The organism is Streptococcus sp. HCA-5024, assembly GCF_037890265.1.
GTDB classification, from domain to species: domain Bacteria; phylum Bacillota; class Bacilli; order Lactobacillales; family Streptococcaceae; genus Streptococcus; species Streptococcus lingualis.
The window spans coordinates 17,702-36,595 of record NZ_JBBKBR010000002.1 but is presented as its reverse complement, the minus strand read 5'-3'; the positions used below and the strand labels follow the sequence as shown (position 1 = coordinate 36,595).

General features: G+C 43.2%; 23 protein-coding genes and 1 other annotated feature. Of the genes, 6 read left to right on the top strand and 17 right to left on the bottom strand.

Annotated elements, in window-relative coordinates:
• The first annotated feature begins 122 nt into the window (after positions 1 to 122).
• The gene (locus WKT08_RS03830; RefSeq protein ID WP_340280179.1) at positions 123 to 848 is read left to right on the top strand and encodes a 16S rRNA pseudouridine(516) synthase; all 726 of its coding nucleotides are present in this window, start codon (positions 123 to 125) and stop codon (positions 846 to 848) included.
• Between the two features lie 42 nt (positions 849 to 890).
• Here WKT08_RS03830 and WKT08_RS03825 read toward each other — a convergent pair whose 3' ends face one another.
• The gene (locus WKT08_RS03825) at positions 891 to 1,274 is read right to left on the bottom strand and encodes a rhodanese-like domain-containing protein (protein ID WP_070666476.1); all 384 of its coding nucleotides are present in this window, start codon (positions 1,272 to 1,274) and stop codon (positions 891 to 893) included.
• Entirely contained in the window at positions 1,274 to 1,492 is a 219-nt protein-coding gene (locus WKT08_RS03820; RefSeq protein WP_003017930.1) for a YqgQ family protein, read from the bottom strand. Before WKT08_RS03820 ends, WKT08_RS03825 begins: the two co-directional genes overlap by 1 nt.
• A gap of 87 nt (positions 1,493 to 1,579) precedes the next feature.
• Here WKT08_RS03820 and WKT08_RS03815 point away from each other — a divergent pair, with 87 nt between their 5' ends.
• A complete protein-coding gene (locus WKT08_RS03815) occupies positions 1,580 to 2,239 on the top strand; it encodes a prepilin peptidase (protein WP_340280174.1) in 660 nt (219 codons plus the stop codon).
• Positions 2,240 to 2,246: 7 nt separating this feature from the next.
• Here WKT08_RS03815 and trpB read toward each other — a convergent pair whose 3' ends face one another.
• The 14 genes from trpB to asnA form a co-directional block, all read right to left on the bottom strand.
• Complete coding sequence (trpB, locus tag WKT08_RS03810) at positions 2,247 to 3,434, bottom strand: tryptophan synthase subunit beta (RefSeq protein WP_340280172.1); 1,188 nt, start codon at positions 3,432 to 3,434, stop codon at positions 2,247 to 2,249.
• A 121-nt stretch (positions 3,435 to 3,555) separates the two neighbouring features.
• Positions 3,556 to 3,791, bottom strand: a binding site (T-box leader).
• Between the two features lie 67 nt (positions 3,792 to 3,858).
• Complete coding sequence (locus WKT08_RS03805) at positions 3,859 to 4,386, bottom strand: VanZ family protein (protein ID WP_340280712.1); 528 nt, start codon at positions 4,384 to 4,386, stop codon at positions 3,859 to 3,861.
• Positions 4,373 to 5,461 carry a 23S rRNA (adenine(2503)-C(2))-methyltransferase RlmN gene (rlmN, locus tag WKT08_RS03800; RefSeq protein WP_049523092.1) on the bottom strand — a complete coding sequence of 363 codons (1,089 nt, stop codon included), beginning with the start codon at positions 5,459 to 5,461 and terminating at the stop codon, positions 4,373 to 4,375. The genes WKT08_RS03805 and rlmN overlap by 14 nt, the downstream gene beginning before the upstream one ends.
• Before the next feature lie 6 nt (positions 5,462 to 5,467).
• Positions 5,468 to 6,043, bottom strand: coding sequence for a YutD family protein (locus WKT08_RS03795; RefSeq protein WP_049483935.1), 576 nt, complete (start codon positions 6,041 to 6,043; stop codon positions 5,468 to 5,470).
• 284 nt (positions 6,044 to 6,327) lie between these two features.
• Positions 6,328 to 8,040 carry a cache domain-containing sensor histidine kinase gene (locus tag WKT08_RS03790; protein WP_340280168.1) on the bottom strand — a complete coding sequence of 571 codons (1,713 nt, stop codon included), beginning with the start codon at positions 8,038 to 8,040 and terminating at the stop codon, positions 6,328 to 6,330.
• Positions 8,037 to 8,771: a response regulator transcription factor gene (locus WKT08_RS03785; protein WP_340280166.1), complete on the bottom strand. Its 735-nt coding sequence runs from the start codon at positions 8,769 to 8,771 to the stop codon at positions 8,037 to 8,039. The genes WKT08_RS03790 and WKT08_RS03785 overlap by 4 nt, the downstream gene beginning before the upstream one ends.
• A 58-nt stretch (positions 8,772 to 8,829) precedes the next feature.
• Positions 8,830 to 9,942 (bottom strand): peptide-methionine (R)-S-oxide reductase MsrB, encoded by a 1,113-nt coding sequence (gene msrB, locus WKT08_RS03780; RefSeq protein WP_340280164.1) that lies wholly within the window; start codon positions 9,940 to 9,942, stop codon positions 8,830 to 8,832.
• Positions 9,943 to 9,953: 11 nt separating this feature from the next.
• On the bottom strand, positions 9,954 to 10,514 hold the full coding sequence (locus WKT08_RS03775) for a redoxin family protein (RefSeq protein ID WP_037599416.1): 561 nt from the start codon (positions 10,512 to 10,514) through the stop codon (positions 9,954 to 9,956).
• 56 nt (positions 10,515 to 10,570) lie between these two features.
• On the bottom strand, positions 10,571 to 10,894 hold the full coding sequence (locus tag WKT08_RS03770) for a hypothetical protein (protein ID WP_049485523.1): 324 nt from the start codon (positions 10,892 to 10,894) through the stop codon (positions 10,571 to 10,573).
• A gap of 26 nt (positions 10,895 to 10,920) precedes the next feature.
• Entirely contained in the window at positions 10,921 to 11,631 is a 711-nt protein-coding gene (gene ccdA2 / locus WKT08_RS03765; protein ID WP_004219721.1) for a thiol-disulfide oxidoreductase-associated membrane protein CcdA2, read from the bottom strand.
• A gap of 162 nt (positions 11,632 to 11,793) precedes the next feature.
• The gene (locus WKT08_RS03760; RefSeq protein WP_340280161.1) at positions 11,794 to 12,876 is read right to left on the bottom strand and encodes a SepM family pheromone-processing serine protease; all 1,083 of its coding nucleotides are present in this window, start codon (positions 12,874 to 12,876) and stop codon (positions 11,794 to 11,796) included.
• Positions 12,860 to 13,348, bottom strand: a complete 489-nt coding sequence (gene coaD / locus WKT08_RS03755; RefSeq protein WP_340280159.1) for a pantetheine-phosphate adenylyltransferase — start codon at positions 13,346 to 13,348, stop codon at positions 12,860 to 12,862. Before coaD ends, WKT08_RS03760 begins: the two co-directional genes overlap by 17 nt.
• A complete protein-coding gene (rsmD, locus tag WKT08_RS03750; protein ID WP_201090038.1) occupies positions 13,338 to 13,877 on the bottom strand; it encodes a 16S rRNA (guanine(966)-N(2))-methyltransferase RsmD in 540 nt (179 codons plus the stop codon). Before rsmD ends, coaD begins: the two co-directional genes overlap by 11 nt.
• A gap of 247 nt (positions 13,878 to 14,124) precedes the next feature.
• The gene (gene asnA / locus WKT08_RS03745; RefSeq protein WP_003005888.1) at positions 14,125 to 15,117 is read right to left on the bottom strand and encodes an aspartate--ammonia ligase; all 993 of its coding nucleotides are present in this window, start codon (positions 15,115 to 15,117) and stop codon (positions 14,125 to 14,127) included.
• A gap of 160 nt (positions 15,118 to 15,277) precedes the next feature.
• On the opposite strand from asnA, the gene WKT08_RS03740 reads away from it, so the two are divergent.
• The 4 genes from WKT08_RS03740 to WKT08_RS03725 are packed head-to-tail and all read left to right on the top strand — an operon-like array spanning position 15,278 to position 18,045.
• Positions 15,278 to 15,955 (top strand): helix-turn-helix domain-containing protein, encoded by a 678-nt coding sequence (locus WKT08_RS03740; protein WP_003011690.1) that lies wholly within the window; start codon positions 15,278 to 15,280, stop codon positions 15,953 to 15,955.
• 2 nt (positions 15,956 to 15,957) lie between these two features.
• Positions 15,958 to 17,370, top strand: a complete 1,413-nt coding sequence (locus tag WKT08_RS03735; RefSeq protein WP_118095823.1) for a Y-family DNA polymerase — start codon at positions 15,958 to 15,960, stop codon at positions 17,368 to 17,370.
• Positions 17,367 to 17,738, top strand: a complete 372-nt coding sequence (locus tag WKT08_RS03730; RefSeq protein ID WP_031575874.1) for a hypothetical protein — start codon at positions 17,367 to 17,369, stop codon at positions 17,736 to 17,738. The genes WKT08_RS03735 and WKT08_RS03730 overlap by 4 nt, the downstream gene beginning before the upstream one ends.
• Entirely contained in the window at positions 17,719 to 18,045 is a 327-nt protein-coding gene (locus WKT08_RS03725) for a DUF5960 family protein (RefSeq protein WP_031575871.1), read from the top strand. The genes WKT08_RS03730 and WKT08_RS03725 overlap by 20 nt, the downstream gene beginning before the upstream one ends.
• Before the next feature lie 52 nt (positions 18,046 to 18,097).
• On the opposite strand, the gene WKT08_RS03720 is transcribed toward WKT08_RS03725, so the two are convergent.
• Positions 18,098 to 18,814, bottom strand: a complete 717-nt coding sequence (locus WKT08_RS03720) for a YebC/PmpR family DNA-binding transcriptional regulator (protein WP_003005873.1) — start codon at positions 18,812 to 18,814, stop codon at positions 18,098 to 18,100.
• Positions 18,815 to 18,894: the final 80 nt, after the last annotated feature.

Below are 18,894 nucleotides of genomic sequence, written 5' to 3'. Positions count from 1 at the left end.
CTATCTAAAAAACACAGTTCAGCTAGTTGTAAATGTTTTCATCTTCATTTCTTTTCTCCGACTCGATTTCCTTTTCTTTTCATGATACACTGATGATAAGAATTTCAGAAAAAGAGGCTTCCATGAGATTAGATCAATTGATGGCAAACCATCAGTACGCTCGCAAAGACATCAAACAACTTCTGGCCCGAAGGCAAATCTTGGTCGATCACCTACCAGCTCAAAAGCTATTCCAAAACATCGACCCTGGACTCCAACAGATTCAAATCGGGGAACGAATCATTCAAGAACCACGTCACCACTACTACATGCTCCATAAACCAATCGGGGCCGTGACCGCCAAAAGAGACGCCCACCATCCAACGGTGATCGAGCTAGTGGATCCCCAGCAAGAGTACCCAGACCTCTATCCTCTTGGTCGCCTTGATCGCGACACCAGTGGTCTGCTCCTCATCACAGATAATGGTCCCTTAGGCTTTCAACTGCTCCATCCTCAATACCATGTGGAAAAGGTCTATGAGGTAGAAGTCAATGGTCCGCTCTATACAGCCCACATCGAGCAATTTCAGAATGGGATTTCATTCACAGACGGTCCTATCTGTAAGCCTGCCTCCTTGACCATTCTAGAAAGTACCCCCAGCTACAGCAAGGCCCAGGTCCGAATCTCGGAAGGAAAATACCACCAAGTGAAAAAGATGTTTTTAGCCATTGGGGTCAAAGTAATATCCTTAAAACGCTTGTCTTTTGGTCCCTTCACCTTGGATCCTCAGTTAGCACCTGGCGAAAGCCGACCTTTAAATGAGGTAGAGCTCACATGGGTCAAAGATTTCCTTGAAAAAACGAGATAAAAAGCTCTAACCACACACATTGTGCAGTTAGAGCTCTTTTTATTAGGCGTCTTTTTTCACTTTCCCATTCCAAGAATCAAGACCATAAGACAAGACATAAATGTCTGTATAGCCCTGTTTCTTAAGATAGAGAGCCGCATTGGTTACACGCGAACTACGGCTATTTTCATAGAGCAAAATTGGTTTGTCTTTGCGCAAGGCTGCAAGACTCAACTTCAACTGAGTAGAAGGAATGTTACGAGCTCCTAAAATATGCTTGGCATGAAACTCAGCTGGCTCTCGCAAGTCAATCAACTGCCCTTGACGAATCAGCTCTTCAAAAGTAGCATTGTCCACAAATTTAGCAGCTTTACGGATGCGGAAATAATTAAATGCCATCCATCCAAATACTCCTAAAATAGCCAACCAAACAATGATATTTCCCATTACTCTACCTCACTCTTTTTCAAAAATTCTAATTCTTGCTTGTGTTCTCTTCTTAAAACGGTATCGGCTTCTAAATAATCGAGCCGCTCCATCAGGCCTGCATCATAAAGACGTTGAAGCTCAATTTTCATCAATTCGATGTCATAGAGGCGCTTCCCTACGTAAATGATGATTCCAAAACGTTTTAAAAATTGTTGAACATCATACAGGTTTTTCATGTTCATTATTGTATCAAATTTAGAAAGGCTTTACAAGATTTTCAAGCAAATGATGAAATTTTCCGCTTGCTTTACGAATAAATAAGTATGATCAACTTTTATTTTTTTACCATCGGTACTTGTATCGCCTCTTTTTTGGGACTAGTTGTCGACCGTTTCCCAAACCAATCCATTCTCGCTCCTCGCAGTCATTGTGATCACTGCCAGCACATCCTTGGAGTTTGGGACCTCATCCCCATTATCTCGCAACTACTGCATCGCTTTCGCTGTCGCTATTGTCATCAGCCCTACCCATTTTGGTACTGCCTTTTTGAGGTCTGGAGTGGCCTGCTCTTTTTAGCCTGCGCCAATGGTTACCTTTCCCTGCCTCAACTTCTAACACTACTGGGAGCTGCCGTTTTAGCCATCTATGACCTTCGCTTTATGGAATACCCTTTATTCATCTGGTGCTGTCTCCATGCCTTGCTCCTCTTTTTATCCGGTAGTAATCTCCTCATGCTAGTCTTTTTACTCCTTGCGACAGGAGCTCACTTTTTCTTTATCGGAATGGGAGCAGGAGATTTCCTCTTACTCGCCACCTTCTCGCTGACCTTTTCCTCTACCAAGATCCTCATTCTCATTCAGATCGCATCCATCTTAGGCATCCTCGTCTTTGCTATCAAAAAAGAGAGAGACCGGATTCCCTTTGTTCCCTGTCTCTTTCTCAGTTATCACGCTTTACTGCTTTATACGATGTTTTGCAGATAAATTCTTTTTATTTTGCAGCCTTCGCTTCTAGATAATCGGCGATGGCAGCCACATCCTTATCCCCACGTCCGGAAACATTGATGATGATGATCTTGTCTTTATCCAGTTTTGGAGCACGTTTGACCGCTTCTGCAATCGCGTGTGAGCTTTCAATGGCTGGAAGGATCCCTTCTGTCTTACTGAGAAGAAGAAGAGCTTGAACCGCTTCATCATCTGTCGCTGCTACATATTCTACACGACCAGAATCTTTAAAGAAAGCATGCTCTGGACCAACCCCTGGGTAATCCAAACCAGCAGAAATCGAGTAAACTGGCGCTACTTTTCCATCTTCGCCAAAGACAGCATAAGTCTTCATGCCATCAACCACACCGATAGTCCCTTTGGTCATGGTAGCGGCGTGCTGATCGGTATCCAAGCCATGACCAGCAGCTTCTACCCCAACCAAACCGACTTCCTCTTCTGCGACATATTCAGAAAAGGCACCGATGGCATTGGAGCCACCACCAACACAGGCAATCACATAGTCTGGCAAACGACCTTCTTTTTCCAAGATTTGACGTTTAGACTCTTCGCTGATCACTTTTTGGAATTCATGCACAATGGTTGGGTAAGGGTGAGGTCCAACAGCAGAACCCAAAACGTAAAAGGCATCGAGGTCTGCCATCCATGCTCCAAACGCAGCATCAACGGCGTCTTTCAAGGTCTTGGTTCCTGTTTCAACCGCATGAACGGTTGCCCCCATCATTTCCATGCGGAAGACATTGAGACGTTGACGCTCCACGTCTTCTGCCCCCATGTAGACATCACAGGCCATACCAAATTTAGCTGCCGCAGCTGCTGTAGCTACACCGTGTTGACCAGCTCCTGTTTCAGCAATCACGCGTGTTTTGCCCATGCGCTTAGCCAAGAGAATTTGCCCCAAGACGTTATTCAATTTGTGCGAACCTAGGTGATTCAAGTCTTCGCGCTTCAAATAAATTTTTGCCCCACCTAAATGCTCTGTTAAACTTTCTGCAAAGTAGAGTGGTGTTTCGCGTCCAGAATAGTCTTTCAAATAATGTTTGTATTCTGCAATAAATTCTGGGTCATTTTTATACTGTTCAAAGGTTTCCTCTAATTGATTGAGCAAGTTTTGAATGGGTTCTGGTACGAAAGATCCACCAAATTGTCCGAAATAGCCTTTTGTTTCTGTCATGATTGTGTCCTCTTTTCTATATCTTCAATCCTGTTTATGATCCTTTTCTCTCGCTGGCCCTTTGAGCTGCAGTCTCACTGGGTTCCTTTGAGATACAAAAAACCTCACACAGAAAAATCTGTGTGAGGACGATTCGATACCGCGGTGCCACCTCCATTGTAGGAAGATAGTCTTTCTCCTACATCTCTGACCTGTCTAACAACAGGGTGCACGATAAGGTGTGCTCACCGAATTTTTATTGTTTCAAATTCATCATCATAAACGCATCAGCCCATTTCAAGATTTACCACTGCTTGTTCGCAATCACCACAAGCTCCCTGGAAGTGAGAAAAATCTCTACTTTTCTGATGTCTTGAAGCTATTATAGCTCCCGCTTCTGATTTTGTCAACAAAAATTTTAAAAAGGCGCTAAAATGTTCGGATTTTATATTTTTCCATCTTCTGCTAGCAATCGTGCTCGGAGATACTGAAATACTAGATAAGCCAAGTAAGCCCCTAAGGTATTGGTCCACAAATCATCTAGCTCAAAGACACGATTGGCATCAAACAAGAGATCTAACAGAACTTGGCTGCATTCAATCCACAAGCTCATCGCAAAGCCGAAGCACAAGACCCGTTTGCGACTCCTCAACCAGGGCCATAGCCAGAGGAGCTGAAAGACCAGCGGGCTTAACAAAAAGATATTGGCTATGTTTTGGAGAATGACCTTCATAAGTTGGAGGACACTGGTGATCTGGCCAAGATTCATCACCGAATTAAGAGGAACCAGCAGGACGACGATGCGACCGAAATGTTGAATACCCGGTGTTTCCATACCCGGCTCTGGCTGTTGGGGCAAAAAACACATCAGACACAAAAGGATAAAATAGAAGAAGCTGCCACTCCGTAACAGCCTTCTTCCTCTTTTTGTTAGTTCTGTATGATCGATCAGCCCTTGTTTAAGGTTGCGCATGTTCAACAATCGCTTTCTCCCGATCCCGTTTCATGGTATTTGAACGCAATTGGCCACAGGCTGCATCAATATCTGTACCGTGCTCTTGACGCACTACACAGTTAACACCTTGTTTTTTCAAGGTATCATAGAAGGCCATGACCCGTTCTTTTGGACTCCGGCTATATTGGTCATGCTCACTGACAGGATTATAAGGAATCAAGTTAACATAAGACAATTTCTTGATATTCTTGAGCAATTCTGCCAACTCTAAGGCTTGCTCGACCCCGTCATTGACTTCATTGAGCATGATGTACTCAAAGGTCACCCGACGGTTCGTAGTCTCAATATAGTATTCAATCGCCGCAAACAATTTTTCAATTGGGAAAGCGCGGTTGATCTTCATGATGCTAGAGCGCAAATCATTGTTTGGAGCATGAAGAGACACTGCCAAATTGACCTGCACACCTTCATTTGCAAAGTCACGAATTTTATGAGCCAAACCAGAAGTTGACACTGTAATATGGCGAGCACCAATCGCTAATCCCTTCTCATCGTTGACCGTCCGGATAAATTTCAAGACATTGTTATAGTTGTCAAATGGTTCTCCGATCCCCATGACAACGATATGGCTGACCCGTTCATCTTGGCCACGTTCGTCAAAGTATTTTTGGACCAACATGATTTGAGACACGATTTCACCATTGTTCAAATCGCGTTGTTTTTTGATCAAACCAGAAGCACAGAAGGTACAACCGATATTGCATCCTACTTGAGTCGTTACACAGACAGATAATCCATAGTGCTGACGCATCAAGACGGTTTCAATCAACATGCCGTCTGGCAATTCAAAAAGATACTTGACCGTTCCATCTGCTGACTCTTGCACAATCCGTTGCTTGAGTGGGTTGACGACGAATTGATCATTTAACTTCGCAATCAAGTCCTTAGAAAGGTTGGTCATTTCTTCGAAAGACTGGACGCGTTTGCGATAGAGCCATTCCCAGATTTGTGCTGCACGGAATTTCTTTTCGCCGTTTTCTTCCGCCCAATCAATCATATCCTGGCGTGTTAAACTATAAATGGATGGTTTCATTCTTTCTTACTCCTCTTTTTGTCGAATCACAAAATGACGTTTGTTGTCTGTCTTCGTTGTCTTTTTAGTCTCAGCAGACGGTCTTGTTTTTTTCGAGTTTTTGGCTGGTTGTCCCTTGTCGCGTTCTCGTTTTTGGAAACGATCTTTTTGTTTGCGATTACGCGAACGCTTTTTAGGTTCTCTTTCTTCTGATTGAGCTTTTTTGACCGGTGATTTCTTATCAAAAGAAGCACGATGAGGCTCCTTATTTTCAAGGACAAAATAAGCACAACCATAGCTACAATATTCTAACAAATAATCGTCTAAGCGACTTAGTTTATCCATCGTTGCAACATCGCGCTCTTCCTTATAAAAGCCACGCAAGCGCAACTGCTCATTGCTCCAATCACCAACAATGTAATCAAACTTGGTTAAAATCTCAGAAAATCGCTGACCAAAAACGGTCGCATCAAATGCTTCCTTCTCATTTTTCAACAGTTCAAAGGAGAGGTTTTCTGAAAGGATCTGGTCTCCTACCTGACGAAACACAGGTCCAGGAAATTTATTGTAATTATATAATTCAGGGTCAATCTCTTTTCGCATAGTGTTCCTTCATCAAAATCTATTTACTGTAACACTTTATTTTATCACAAATTTGATGACTTGCGTCAGATTTGACTAGAAAAGAGTTGAAATTCCTTTGAGAACAAAAAGAGAGTGGGACAGAAATCGGTAATTCGTTAGAATTCGATTTCGTCGTCCCACCTCCGCACAGTTGAGTAGGGCTGTAAAAGCTGATGAAATCAGCGTAGTAGAGCCCACTCAGCCACTGCGTCTTGCTCGACAATCCAAAAATAATTGAGAGGCTAGGACTTTTGTCCCAGCCTCTATGAATATTCATTGCCGGATGAAAGGGGCAAATAAAGAGTGATTTTTGTATAGCTATTTGCCTTAGAATCAATCTCCATATGATAGGCTTCGCCAAATTGAAGATGCAATCGTTGGTCCACATTTTTCAAGCCAACACCTCCTAAACGAAGAAGGGTTTGGTCTGTTGATCCTGATCGGTCAAAGCCTCGTCCATTGTCAAAAATCGATACGCAGGCGTAGTCTCCACTGACTTCAGTTGTCACTCGAATGAGACCTGGCCGATCGATCTCTTTAATGCCATGGTAAATCGCATTTTCCACTAAGGGTTGAAGCACTAATTTGGGGAGCTGATAGTCGCTTAACCGTTCATCTTCTAGAATTTCATAGTTGAGCTTTTCACCATAACGTTGCTTTTGAATGAAAAGATACTGGCGGACATGGTCAATTTCATCTCTCAGTAGGATTTGTTCCTGGCCTTGGTTGAGAGCTAGTCGAAAATATTGAGCCAGAGACTTAGTGATGTTGACCACGCGCCGACTATCATTAAACTCCGCCATCCAGACAATCGTATCCAAGGTATTGTAGAGGAAATGCGGATTAATCTGAGCCGAAAGTGCCCGCAACTCGTAACGCCGTGCGTTCTGCTCCTCTTCCTTGACCTGTTGCATAAGGTGATCGATTTGGTCCAACATGGCATTAAAAGCTTGAGCGAGGTCCACCAATTCTGGAGATCCTTTGGTTGCAGCTCTCACGTGAGCATCTCCTGCTCCAATCCTCAAAATGATAGTTTGAAGGTCTCGTAAGGGTTTGATCCACAAACGCAGAACAAAGCCGATCCCTATCAAACACATGATCAAAGCTAGTAATCCAAGACCAATGAAAGAGTACAGGAGCTGCGACTGCAGCATCTGAAGTCCTTCAAGTGAAGCCACTCCAATCAAGGTCCAATCGCTATCTGGAATCGGAACCTGATAGATAAAATTCTGTCCTCCTTTAGCATAGCCATCTTTCACAGCAATATAGGGCTGCATAGCCTGCATTTCTTGACTGGAAGAATAGACCGCTTTTTTGGGATGGTAGACAAACTCATGCTTTTGATTAATGATAAAACTAAAGCCTTGTTTCCCTAGTTGAAGGTGATCCAAGTAAGCCTGAAGGCTATCGTAGCCAATATCCAAGCGTACTACTCCGAGATTTTGGCCAGTCTGATCGACCACTTCTTGGGTAATAGAAACCACCCATTTTTCTTTTTCCGAGGTCAAGGATTCCTTTCGAGCTGGCGTCAAGACTGGCATGGCTCTTTCCTTAATCGCCTCTTGATACCAACTTTCATTCATCATATCTGAAGAAGTCTGCATGCTGATTTTGGTATCTGTCGCTACCAGACGTCCGTCCTTAGTCACCAGGACTGCTGAGACCAGGTCCGGATCTGTTTCAATCATCGTTCGCATCAGGTGTTGAACCGTTTCTTGATTCGCACTCTTGTCTTGGGCAAATTGGCGAACAGCCTGTTCCTTGCTAAGAACCGTTGTGGTCTGCTTTAATTTTTTTAGATAGGAGGTGATAAACTGACTGCTTTGATCGATACTATTTCTTGTCGTCCGCTCCGTTAGCTGCCGGATCGTCCCTGAACTCGTTTGATAATAGAGGCTACCGATAAGACCAAACAGCAAGAGAATGAAGAGAAAAAAGTAGAGGATCAGCTGGATCAGCAAGGGATATCGTTTCATTCATGCTCTCCTTTTTTGTACTGCCTTGGTGTCACCCCAACAACCTGCTTAAAGCGTTGAGAAAAATAGTTCATATCTTCAAAACCCACCTGATCGGCGATCTCATAAATCTTTAGATCTGTCGTGAGAAGCAAGAGTTGAGCCTTCTTCATTCGCTCTTGAATGAGGTAGTCTTGGAAGGGGAGTCCCAATTTTTTCTTGATCAATACGCTTAGATAAGAGGGACTGAAACCAAGTTGATAGGCCAGATCCTTCAGGGTTAACTGGGAATCTGCTAAACGAGCATGAATAGCTTCTTCCAAGTCTGTCGAATAACCATGACTGACCAAATCTTCGACTTGCGCCTTTTTTCGCTCTTGATCAAGTTTTCCTTTCACCTTGGCTAACATCTCTTCAATATCATCTTTTGAAAAAGGCTTCAGCAAATAATCATCTGCACCTAACTTGATGGCTTTTCTCGCAAACTCAAAGTCATCATAACCTGTTAAAAAAATGATATGACAAGACGGAGACTGCTCTTTGACGAGATGGGCCAGATCCAAGCCATTCATTTGTGGCATATTGATATCGGTTAGAAGGATATCGGCTGGTTGCTCTTGAAACTTCTCCCAGGCCTCACGGCCATTTTCTGCCTGGTTGATAACGGTCATTCCAAACTGTTCATAATCCACTAAGGAAGTCAGTCCCTGCCGGATAAGCTCTTCATCTTCCACAATCATGATCGCATACATGTCTTTCACCTACTTGTTTTTGCTATACTTATTATAGCAAATTATAGACTGAATTGTCTCAGACATAGTCCAATAAATAACCGTAGCCCTTTTCTTTCATTTCTGCTTTGGGAATGAAGGTAATAGACAAACTATTGATGCAATAGCGAAGACCGCCTTTTTCCTTGGGACCATCGGTAAAAACATGGCCCAGATGAGAATTTCCTACACGGCTCCGAACTTCTGTCCGGGTCATATTGAAACTCTTATCCTCCTTATAGATGGCCACATCAGGACTAATAGGCCGACTGAAACTTGGCCAACCACAACCCGAATCAAATTTATCCTTAGAGGAGAAGAGTGGCTCACCGGTCACGACATCTACATAAATACCGGCATCAAACTGATCCCAGTAACGATTGGAGAAGGCTCGTTCAGTATCATTTTTTTGTGTCACCGCATACTCTTCAGGAGATAACTTCTTTTTGATCTCCTCATCGCTTGGCTTAGAGTAGCGACTAGCATCTATAACAGGATAAGATGCCTGATTGACATCAATATGGCAGTACCCATTTGGATGTTTCTTTAGATAATCCTGGTGGTAGTCTTCAGCCTTGATGAAATTGGTTAGTGGCTCTTTTTCCACTGCTAACGGTTTGTCGTATTTTTTTGCTTCTTCTTCAAAAACTTGATTAATGGTTGGAAGATCTTCTTGAGAGACATAATAGACACCTGTTCGGTATTGAGTCCCTTGATCATTTCCTTGACGATTCTTCGACGTTGGGTCGATAATCCGGAAATAATGCAGGAGCAATTCTTTCAGAGACACCTTCTTGACATTGTAAGTGATATGAACTGTTTCAGCATGGCCTGTTTGAGGGACCAATTCATACTTGGTCGTTTCTCCCTTTCCATTGGCATAGCCTGATACGGCATCAATCACACCTGGAACACGTGAGAAATATTCCTCTACGCCCCAGAAGCAACCACCAGCCAAATAAATTTCACGCTGATCCTTTGGATCAACCGTTTCCTTTTTAGCTACTGGAGTCTGACTCATCGATGCTTTTTTAATCATCTCAGTGCTTGTTTCTGATTGATCCATTCCGTTTGCTCCCTTACTAAAGAAAAAGAAACCAATCGATAGCAAGCCAATGAGAAGGATAGCAAAAACTTTCCATTTTGTTTCCATTGTCTATCTCCTTACTGCATGTTCTCTAAGGTCTTGAGGATATCCTCTTTATTCATATAGCCAATATGACTCTTCGATAAAGTCCCATCACTATTGATAAAAAGTGCCGATGGATAAGAACGAATCCCATATTCTTTGAGCAGTTCCCCTTTACTATCTAGCAAGACTGGGAAATCCTTGTAATCCAAAGACTGGTACCAGTTTTTGAAATCTGCTGCTGATTTTTCGCCATTAAAGGTTGGAGCTACAACAGATAAAACCACGTAATCCTTACCTGCCTCTTCTTTTGCCAACTCATTGGTATCCTCTAATGTCGACAGGCAAATAGAGCACCAGGAAGCCCAAAATTTGAGGTAAACTTTCTTCCCTTTGTAATCAGATAAGCGGTAGGTCTTGCCATCCACTCCTTGCAAGCTAAAATCCTTCACTTTCTTGCCAGATGGTTGCCTAGCCCCAGCTTTGGCTGTTTGTTGGCTCATGTCCTTATTGGAAGTAGCCATTCCTTGACTCGAACAAGCCCCCAAAAGTCCAGTACACAAAAATCCTGCAGCTACTAAAGCTAATTTCTTCATCATTATTACCTCTTTAAACAAGGAGAAAGTCATCCTCAGATGACCTCTCCCTTCTTTCATTCCTTGTCTGATTTCATATCAGATGATTCACTCTTTTCATTTTTCATTTCTGAATCGCTAGATTTCATCTCATCTTTTTTCATATCGTCCTTCATTTCCGAACTGCTGTCAGACATCATAGATGAATCTTTCATGTCTTCTTTTTTCATTTTATCATCGGACATGGATGAATCCTTCATGTCATCCTTCTTCATATCGTCCTTCTTCATCATACTACTATCGTCCGTTTTTTTCATATCTGAATCTGATTTCTGTCCAGAACAAGCTGCTAAAGTGACGATGCTAAGTGTAGCAATAGAAAGTGCAAGAATTTTTTTCATGATTTTTCTCCTTTAATCATTCAAGATTAGTGAAACAGGGATGCGAGGCTATTAAGATTTCCTAGCATCAGCAAGATGCCCATCAAGATGATGAGGGCACCACCAATTTTTTTCAAGGTTCCCATATGGGGCTTGAGTTTAGCAAAATGTTGTAGAACCCAGCTAGAAGCCAAGGCCAAAAGCAAGAAAGGCAGAGCCAAACCTAATGTATAGACCAGCATCAGGAGAGCACCTTGTAAAGCACCATCTCCTCCAGAAGCGGCAATGGCTAGAACCGAACTCAAAACTGGTCCGACACAAGGGGTCCAACCAAAACTGAAGGTGACCCCTATCAGAAAAGCATTGAAGAATTCATTGCGCTCCCGATTCTTTTTGAGTTGGATAGTCTTTTGCTTTTGGAGTTGTCTCAGATTGATCACTTCCATTTGGTGAATCCCTAATAGGATCACAATCCCTCCTAGCAGATAGCGAAACCATGGAGCATAAAGCACCTGGCCAAGGGCCCCTGCACCGTATCCTAGAATCAGGAAAACAGTTGATAGACCTGCGATAAAACAAAGAGTCTTCACCAAGCCGTACCAAGAAATATCTCTTCCAAAAATCCGAACAGTTTTCACACGTTCAGAATCCAATAGAATCCCTACATAGACTGGCATCAGTGGTAAAATACATGGGGAGAAAAAGGATAGAACTCCCGCTAAGAATACTGAAATGGAAAACAAACTGGTTTGAATCATTTCACTACCTCCCTTTCTTTCTGATACCAGTATAAAGAAAAAATCCCTCTAAAAATAGAGAGATTGATAAGCAAAAACTTGAATTTGATTAGAAGGTGAATCTTCCTATCTGCCAACTCTATCTCGTACTTTCAAGTACGAGACTGATCTAACAAGATACTTCTACTTCTTCTTCAAATAATCAATAGCATCTTGAAGGGTTTTGACGGGGACAATTTTCATCTTCGAATGAATTTGTTTCGCTGCTTCTTTAGCTGTTTCATAGTTTGATTTGGCCTTGGGATTGGCTTTCTTTTCTTCTTTGGAAACTGGATTATTAGGGGCAAAGAAAATTTCTGCTCCTTCTTTATCGGCTGCGACGACTTTCTTGTCAATCCCACCGATATCGCCAACCGTTCCATCTTGGTTAATGGTTCCTGTCCCTGCAATATGGCGTCCCTGACGAAGATCTGGATCAGCCACTTGGGTGTAGATGGCTAGGCTAAACATCATACCGGCACTTGGTCCACCAATCCCTTGGGTCGCAAATTGGACAGGAACATCGCCTTTGGCTTCAGTCCGGTCGATCAGGCTAATTCCGATTCCGTTTTTCCCGTTGGACAATTTGATGATCTTTCCATCTGCGGTCTTGGTTTGTCCATCCTCAATATAGGTCACTGAAACAGGATCGCCAATTTTTTGAGAACCAACATAATCAATCAATTCTTTGGAACTCTTAAAGGTCTTGCCATTCACACCGGTGACGGTATCCGCAATATTCAAGATTCCCTTAAAGGTCGAGTCATCTGCCACTTGCATAACATAAACACCTAGAAAGTCCATCTGGGTTTCTTTTCCAGCTGTCTTTAACCCTTGGTAGATGGCCATATTTTGCGAGGTTTCCATATAGAATTGGTTAATCCGCGTAAATTCTTGGCTCGAACTACCACCTGTCATATCCTTGGCAGAGTAGATATCTGTAAAAGGGGTCGCCCAAGCATAGATCAAATCAGCCGGCGTCGCTTCTTTCACTGCTACGGTTACAAAGTCATAAGACCCTGACTTGGTATCCGCTTTTCCATCGACTGTCATGACCGATCGAATGTCTTCTGCCGTTCCTGGCATCTCAATATAATAGGGAAGGCGAATCACAAAGGCAGCTAGCAAGAGGAGCAAGAAAAGAACGCCTGCAATCGGCCATCGGTATTCTTTCAATCGTCCTTTTTTCTTTTTTGTAGGCAAGCTTGTTTTATTCGCTTGTGTCATCTTTGATTTCCTCCATTACACTCTTTGGTACATAAGGTGAGATATCTTGCTGAAAAGCTAGCAACTCTCGAATACGTGTTGAACTAATGGCCTGGTAAGGAGGCTGGGCATAAAGATAAACCGTCTCCAATTCAGGCGCCAACTGGTGATTAAAATAATCCATATTGGCTTCGTATACCAGATCCTGTGCATTGCGCAAGCCCCGGATCAAGGTGATAGCCCCAAGATTGCGCGCCACTGTCACAGCTAACTCTTGAGTTGACGTCACAATTTCAACATTTTCTAAATGAGCCAAGGCCCCTTTCACCATGCGCACGCGCTGCTCAATGGAAAAGAGTCCGACTTTTTCCGGATTATAAAAAATTCCGACATAGACACGGTCAAACAAGCGACTAGCTCGCTCGATCAATTGCACATGCCCAATGGTAATCGGATCAAACGATCCTGTAAACAATCCATTTCTATCTGACATATACTGTTACCTTACTAATTCCATAGATTTTTTCTTTCCAGATTCCCACTTGTCCGATTTCCTCAGGAAGTTCTACGTGTTTATCAGTTTCGCACACAATCATGATGTCCTCTGACAAGAGATGGCGCTCGCACAAGATTTCGATATCGTGAACAATCTCTTCCTTAGCATAAGGAGGATCTAAGAACACCAAATCAAAGGTGCCCGTTAAAAGCCCTAATGCCTGCTTGGCCTCCATTTTTAGCAGTTGAAACCGTTCCTTTTCCTTGGTCATGGCAATATTGGCTGCTACAATCTCCTGCGCTCTACGATCTCTTTCCACTAAAATGGCCTCTGACATACCTCGAGAGACGGCCTCGATAGAGAGCCCACCGCTTCCTGCATAGAGATCCAGCACTCTTCCACCGTCAAAGTAAGGACCAATCATATTGAACATAGCCCCTCTGACCTTATCAGAAGTCGGCCTGGTTGTTTTTCCTTCAAGTGTTTTGAGGGGGCGTCCCCCATAGGTTCCAGATACTATTTTCATAGGGACCATTATACCAAAAAAAATCAGAAAATTGCGATTTGATATGGTCAAGCGACAATTAAAAGAGGCTGGGACAAAAGTCCTAGCCTCTCAATTATTTTTGGATTGTCGAGCAAGACGCAGTGGTTGAGTGGGCTCTACTACGCTGATTTCATCAGCTTTTACAGCCCTACTCAACTGTGCGGAGGTGGGACGACGAAATCGAATTCTAACGAATTACCGATTTCTGTCCCACTCTCTTTCTTCCTTATAGGATATTTTCATATTCATCGCGGACAGATTGAGGCCAGACACTGGTTTGGACTTCACCGATATGTTTCTTACGAAGTAAGAACATAGCCAAACGAGATTGTCCGATCCCTCCACCAATCGTGAGTGGGAAGAGACCGTTTAACAAGGCCTTGTGCCACTCTAATTGAAGACGATCCTCGTCCCCTGTAATCGCAACTTGACGGCGAAGCGTATCTTCATCGACACGGATCCCCATTGAAGACAACTCAAAGGCTGAACCTAGAACGTCATTCCAGACGAGGATATCACCATTCAAGCCCTTGTAGCCATTTTCAGACTCTGTTGTCCAGTCATCGTAGTCAGGCGCACGTCCATCGTGTGGTTTGCCATCTGCAAGCTCTCCACCAATACCGATCAAGAAAACGGCTCCGAATTCTTTGGCAATGGCATTTTCACGCTCTTTTGGAGTTAAATCTGGATAGCGTTCCACCAACTCTTCTGTGTGAACGAAGGTAATTTGTTTTGGAAGAACTGACTCAATATCATAGCGCGCTTCTACTGCTAGTTCTGTCAAACGAATGGCCTTGTAGATTTTTTCAACCGTTTCTTTAAGGTAGGCGATGTTGCGTTGACCATTGGGGATGACTTTTTCCCAGTCCCATTGGTCTACATAAACAGAGTGGATAGCGTCTAGCGAATCTTCATCTGGACGAAGAGCCTTCATATGGACAAAGAGACCTTCTCCTTCGCCAAAACCAAAACGTGCCAAGGTATGGCGTTTCCATTTTGCGAGTGAATGCACGACTTCATAAGTCTCATCAGGAATTTGAAGGACCTTGACAGATACCGGATGTTCAATCCCAGAAAGGTTATCCTGCATCCCGTCTCCGACCTTGCTCAAAATTGGTCCTTGGACTTCAATGATGTCCAATTTATCTTTTAAATATTGTGTAAACGTCGTTTTAACAAACGAAATTTCTTTTTGTTGATGGATAAAACTTTTTTTCATATAATTCCTCGTTGTTAGAAGTTGTAAAACTGATTATACTCCTTTTTCATTCAAAATCCAAGCCTTTTCATTCGTTTTCAACTGAATTTTTCTCTTGCAAAAAGGATTCATTTTTGATAAACTATATGTAACCTTTGAAACGTTACATAGGAGAAGCGATATGTTTGATGCAAAAAAACTAAAAGAAAGACGCCTGGAAAAAGGCTTGACCCAAGCAGATGTCTACGAGGATCTCAAGATTTCTCGCAAGACTTACTCCAGTTGGGAGAATGGCTTAGCGGAGCCGCACGAAAAAAATCTCAGGAGGTTGGCCAAGCGCCTCTCCGTTAAAGAGGACTACTTTATTAACAAAGACTCCGCACTCTACACCTACCCTTTATTAACCCCACCTCATCAAAAGAAAGTCGACCAGTTGGCCAGCCAGTTATTTGAACAGCAGCAAAAAGTTGTTTCCTTGACTGCTTATAAGGTTCTTTCGATTGAGTTGGCAGCCGGTTTAGGACACACCTTTTATGACAACGAAACGGACTATGAAACTGTCTATTTTGACCAAGAGATCCAGCACGATTTCGCTTCTTGGGTATCAGGTGATTCGATGGAACCTCTCTATCCCAACGGCTCTGTTGCCCTCATGAAGCAGACTGGCTTTGACTATGATGGGGCTGTCTACGCCCTCATCTGGAATGGAAAGACCTATATCAAGAAAGTCTATCGGGAGGCTGAAGGCTTGCGCTTAGAATCCATCAACCCTGACTACGATGATTTATTTGCTCCCTATGAAGACGAGCCCAAAATCGTCGGCATTGTGGTCGGGCATTTTCTCCCACTCGAGGTTTAAATATGCTATTTGATTATTCACGTGAGCCTCATTCTGATATTGCTTTTGTGGATATGAAAAGTTTTTATGCTAGCTGTGAATGTGTCCGTCTGGGGCTCAACCCCTTGACGACTTCCCTTTGCGTCATGAGTCGAAGCGACAATTCTGCTGGCCTGATTTTGGCGAGCTCTCCCGTTTTCAAACAAGTCTTCGGCAAGAAAAATGTCAGCCGTAGCTACGACCTACCTTTTGACCTCAAAACCAGAAAATTTAATAGCTACGCCGCCAAAAAACAAGGATTGCCCACAGATCCAGCCTTTATTGCATCCATTGAATCCTGGGCCAAGAGGACCCTGATTGTCCCTCCACGGATGAATGCCTATATTCAGGTCAATATGGAGATTCAAAAAGTCTTTCAGGAATTTGCGGCACCAGATGATATTTTCCCTTACTCGATTGACGAAGGCTTTATCGATCTGACCTCTTCCTTAAATTATTTTATTCCAGATCCCTCCCTCTCTCGAAAGGAAAAACTGGATCTCCTTTCTGCCAGGATCCAAAAAAGGATCTGGCAGGAAACTGGCATCTACTCTACCATCGGCCTCAGCAATGCCAATCCCCTTCTTGCCAAGCTAGCCTTGGACAATGAAGCCAAGCATTGCCGAAATATGCGCTCCAATTGGTCTTATGAAGATGTAGAAAGTAAGGTCTGGAAACTGCCCCAGCTCACTGATTTTTGGGGCATTGGACGTCGTACTGAAAAACGATTGCAAAAGATCGGGATCACGTCGATTGCTGAACTGGCTCAGGCTCACCCAGATCTCTTAAAGAAAGAATTCGGAGTCATGGGTCTGCAACTTTGGTTCCATGCTCATGGTATTGATGAAAGCAATGTCCACAAGCCTTATCGTCCGAAGTCACGAGGCATTGGTAACTCTCAAATCTTGCCCTATGACTACCATCTACAAGCCGACATTGAACTGGTGTTTCGGGAGATGGCTGAACAGGTGGCTATTCGCTTGCGACGGAAAAAAAAGAAGACCCAGCTGGTCTCTATTCATGCCTCCTACTCCAAAATCGAGGGACTTCCGTCCATTCACTGCCAGCAAAAGATTGAGCCCACCCAATCCACTAAGGTTTTATCCGATACGGTTCTGCGGCTCTTTCGCTCCAAGTACGAAGGAGGAGCCATTCGGCAGATTGGTGTTTTTTATGGAGAACTTGTCGAGGAGTCTCTTCAACTCTTTTCTCTCTTCGATGACCCAGTAGCCCTAGAAAAAGAGGAGAAACTTCAACAGACGATCGACCGCATTCGGGACCAATTTGGCTTTACCTCTCTTCAGAAAGGCTCCTCATTACTAGAAAACTCACGCGCCATTGCACGCAGTAAACTAACAGGCGGACATTCCGCAGGAGGCTTAGATGGATTAACATGATCGACCGTTCTTATCTCCCTTATCAATCCGCCCGAGAATTTCAAGATCGTGGCATGGCCAAATGGGCTGGCTTCTTTTTATCCGAGCACACAACCGCCCTGCAGACAAAAGAAATTGACCGCAGTCAGCTCATGGTTCTTCCACTTACTGAACAGATCCAGCTCCTGGAGCAGGCCTTTCAACAACAAACGACGATCTCGATCACAACTCTTGAGGGGAATCAATTTGCTACCTACACAGGTTCGATTCACACCTTATCTGCTTCTGAGGTTCTTCTCAAAAGCGATGGCCACTACCACCGTCTCCTCGTGGACTCTATCATTTTTATTGAATCTGAGGAAACACCCTATGAAACCTATTCAGAATAAACACGAATTACAATTTGATTATTTTTCGGAGAATTACCACCAATTTGAGATGGACTTTTACAAGTGGGCCGCTACTTCTACGCCGCTCGTCTTTTTAGAAGACGATATTCTCCACTCTATGGCAGCAGGCCAGCGAAACTACTTTCGTCTTCACCACACCAAAAGTCGGGATCATCGAGACCATTATTTCTATTTTAAAGTTTCCACACTCTCCCAATCACCCCTGACCCGTATTTACGCTTATACAGGACATCACTTACAAAAGATAGATCCTCATCAGACAGAGAAAAAGGATAGCTTGATCTAAGAAGCTATCCTTTTTCTTGATTTATGGGATTCACTACAGTCCTTACGAGTGATTAGAATCCATCTACGTTTGTGTAGATTTTTTGTACGTCCTCGTCGTCTTCAAGAACGCTGTAAAGTTTTTCAAATGTTTCCAAATCTTCACCTGACAACTCAACTTCTGATTGAGGAATCATTTCCAATTCTGTTACTTGGAATTCTTCGACACCTGATTCACGCAAAGCAACGATTGCTTTGTGAAGATCAGTTGGAGCAGTGTAGACTGTGATCGTTCCTTCTTCTGCTTCGACATCATCTACATCCACATCTGCTTCAAGCAAAAGTTCAAAGATCGCATCAGCATCATCACCAGCAAAGACGATAACACCTTTGTTGTCAAAGAGGTAAGATACAGAACCTGAAGCTCCCATGTTCCCACCGTTTTTACCAAAAGCAGCACGGACATTGGCAGCTGTACGGTTAACGTTTGAAGTCAAAGTATCAACGATCAACATCGAACCATTTGGTCCAAATCCTTCGTAACGTCCTTCTGTAAAGGTTTCGTCAGTGTTTCCTTTTGCCTTATCGATCGCTTTATCAATCACGTGTTTTGGCACTTGCGCTTGTTTGGCACGGTCAATAACGAATCTCAAAGCAGTATTTAGTTCTGGATCTGGTTCACCCTTTTTAGCAGCTACATAGATCTCCACACCAAATTTGGCATACACTTTTGAGTTGGCACCATCTTTGGCAGTTTTCTTGGCAACAATATTGGCCCATTTACGTCCCATGAGGATTCTCCTTAAATTTTTTCAAATTATTTTCAATCTTTTATATTATATCACAAATCACAAGACTTGGAAGAGTTTTT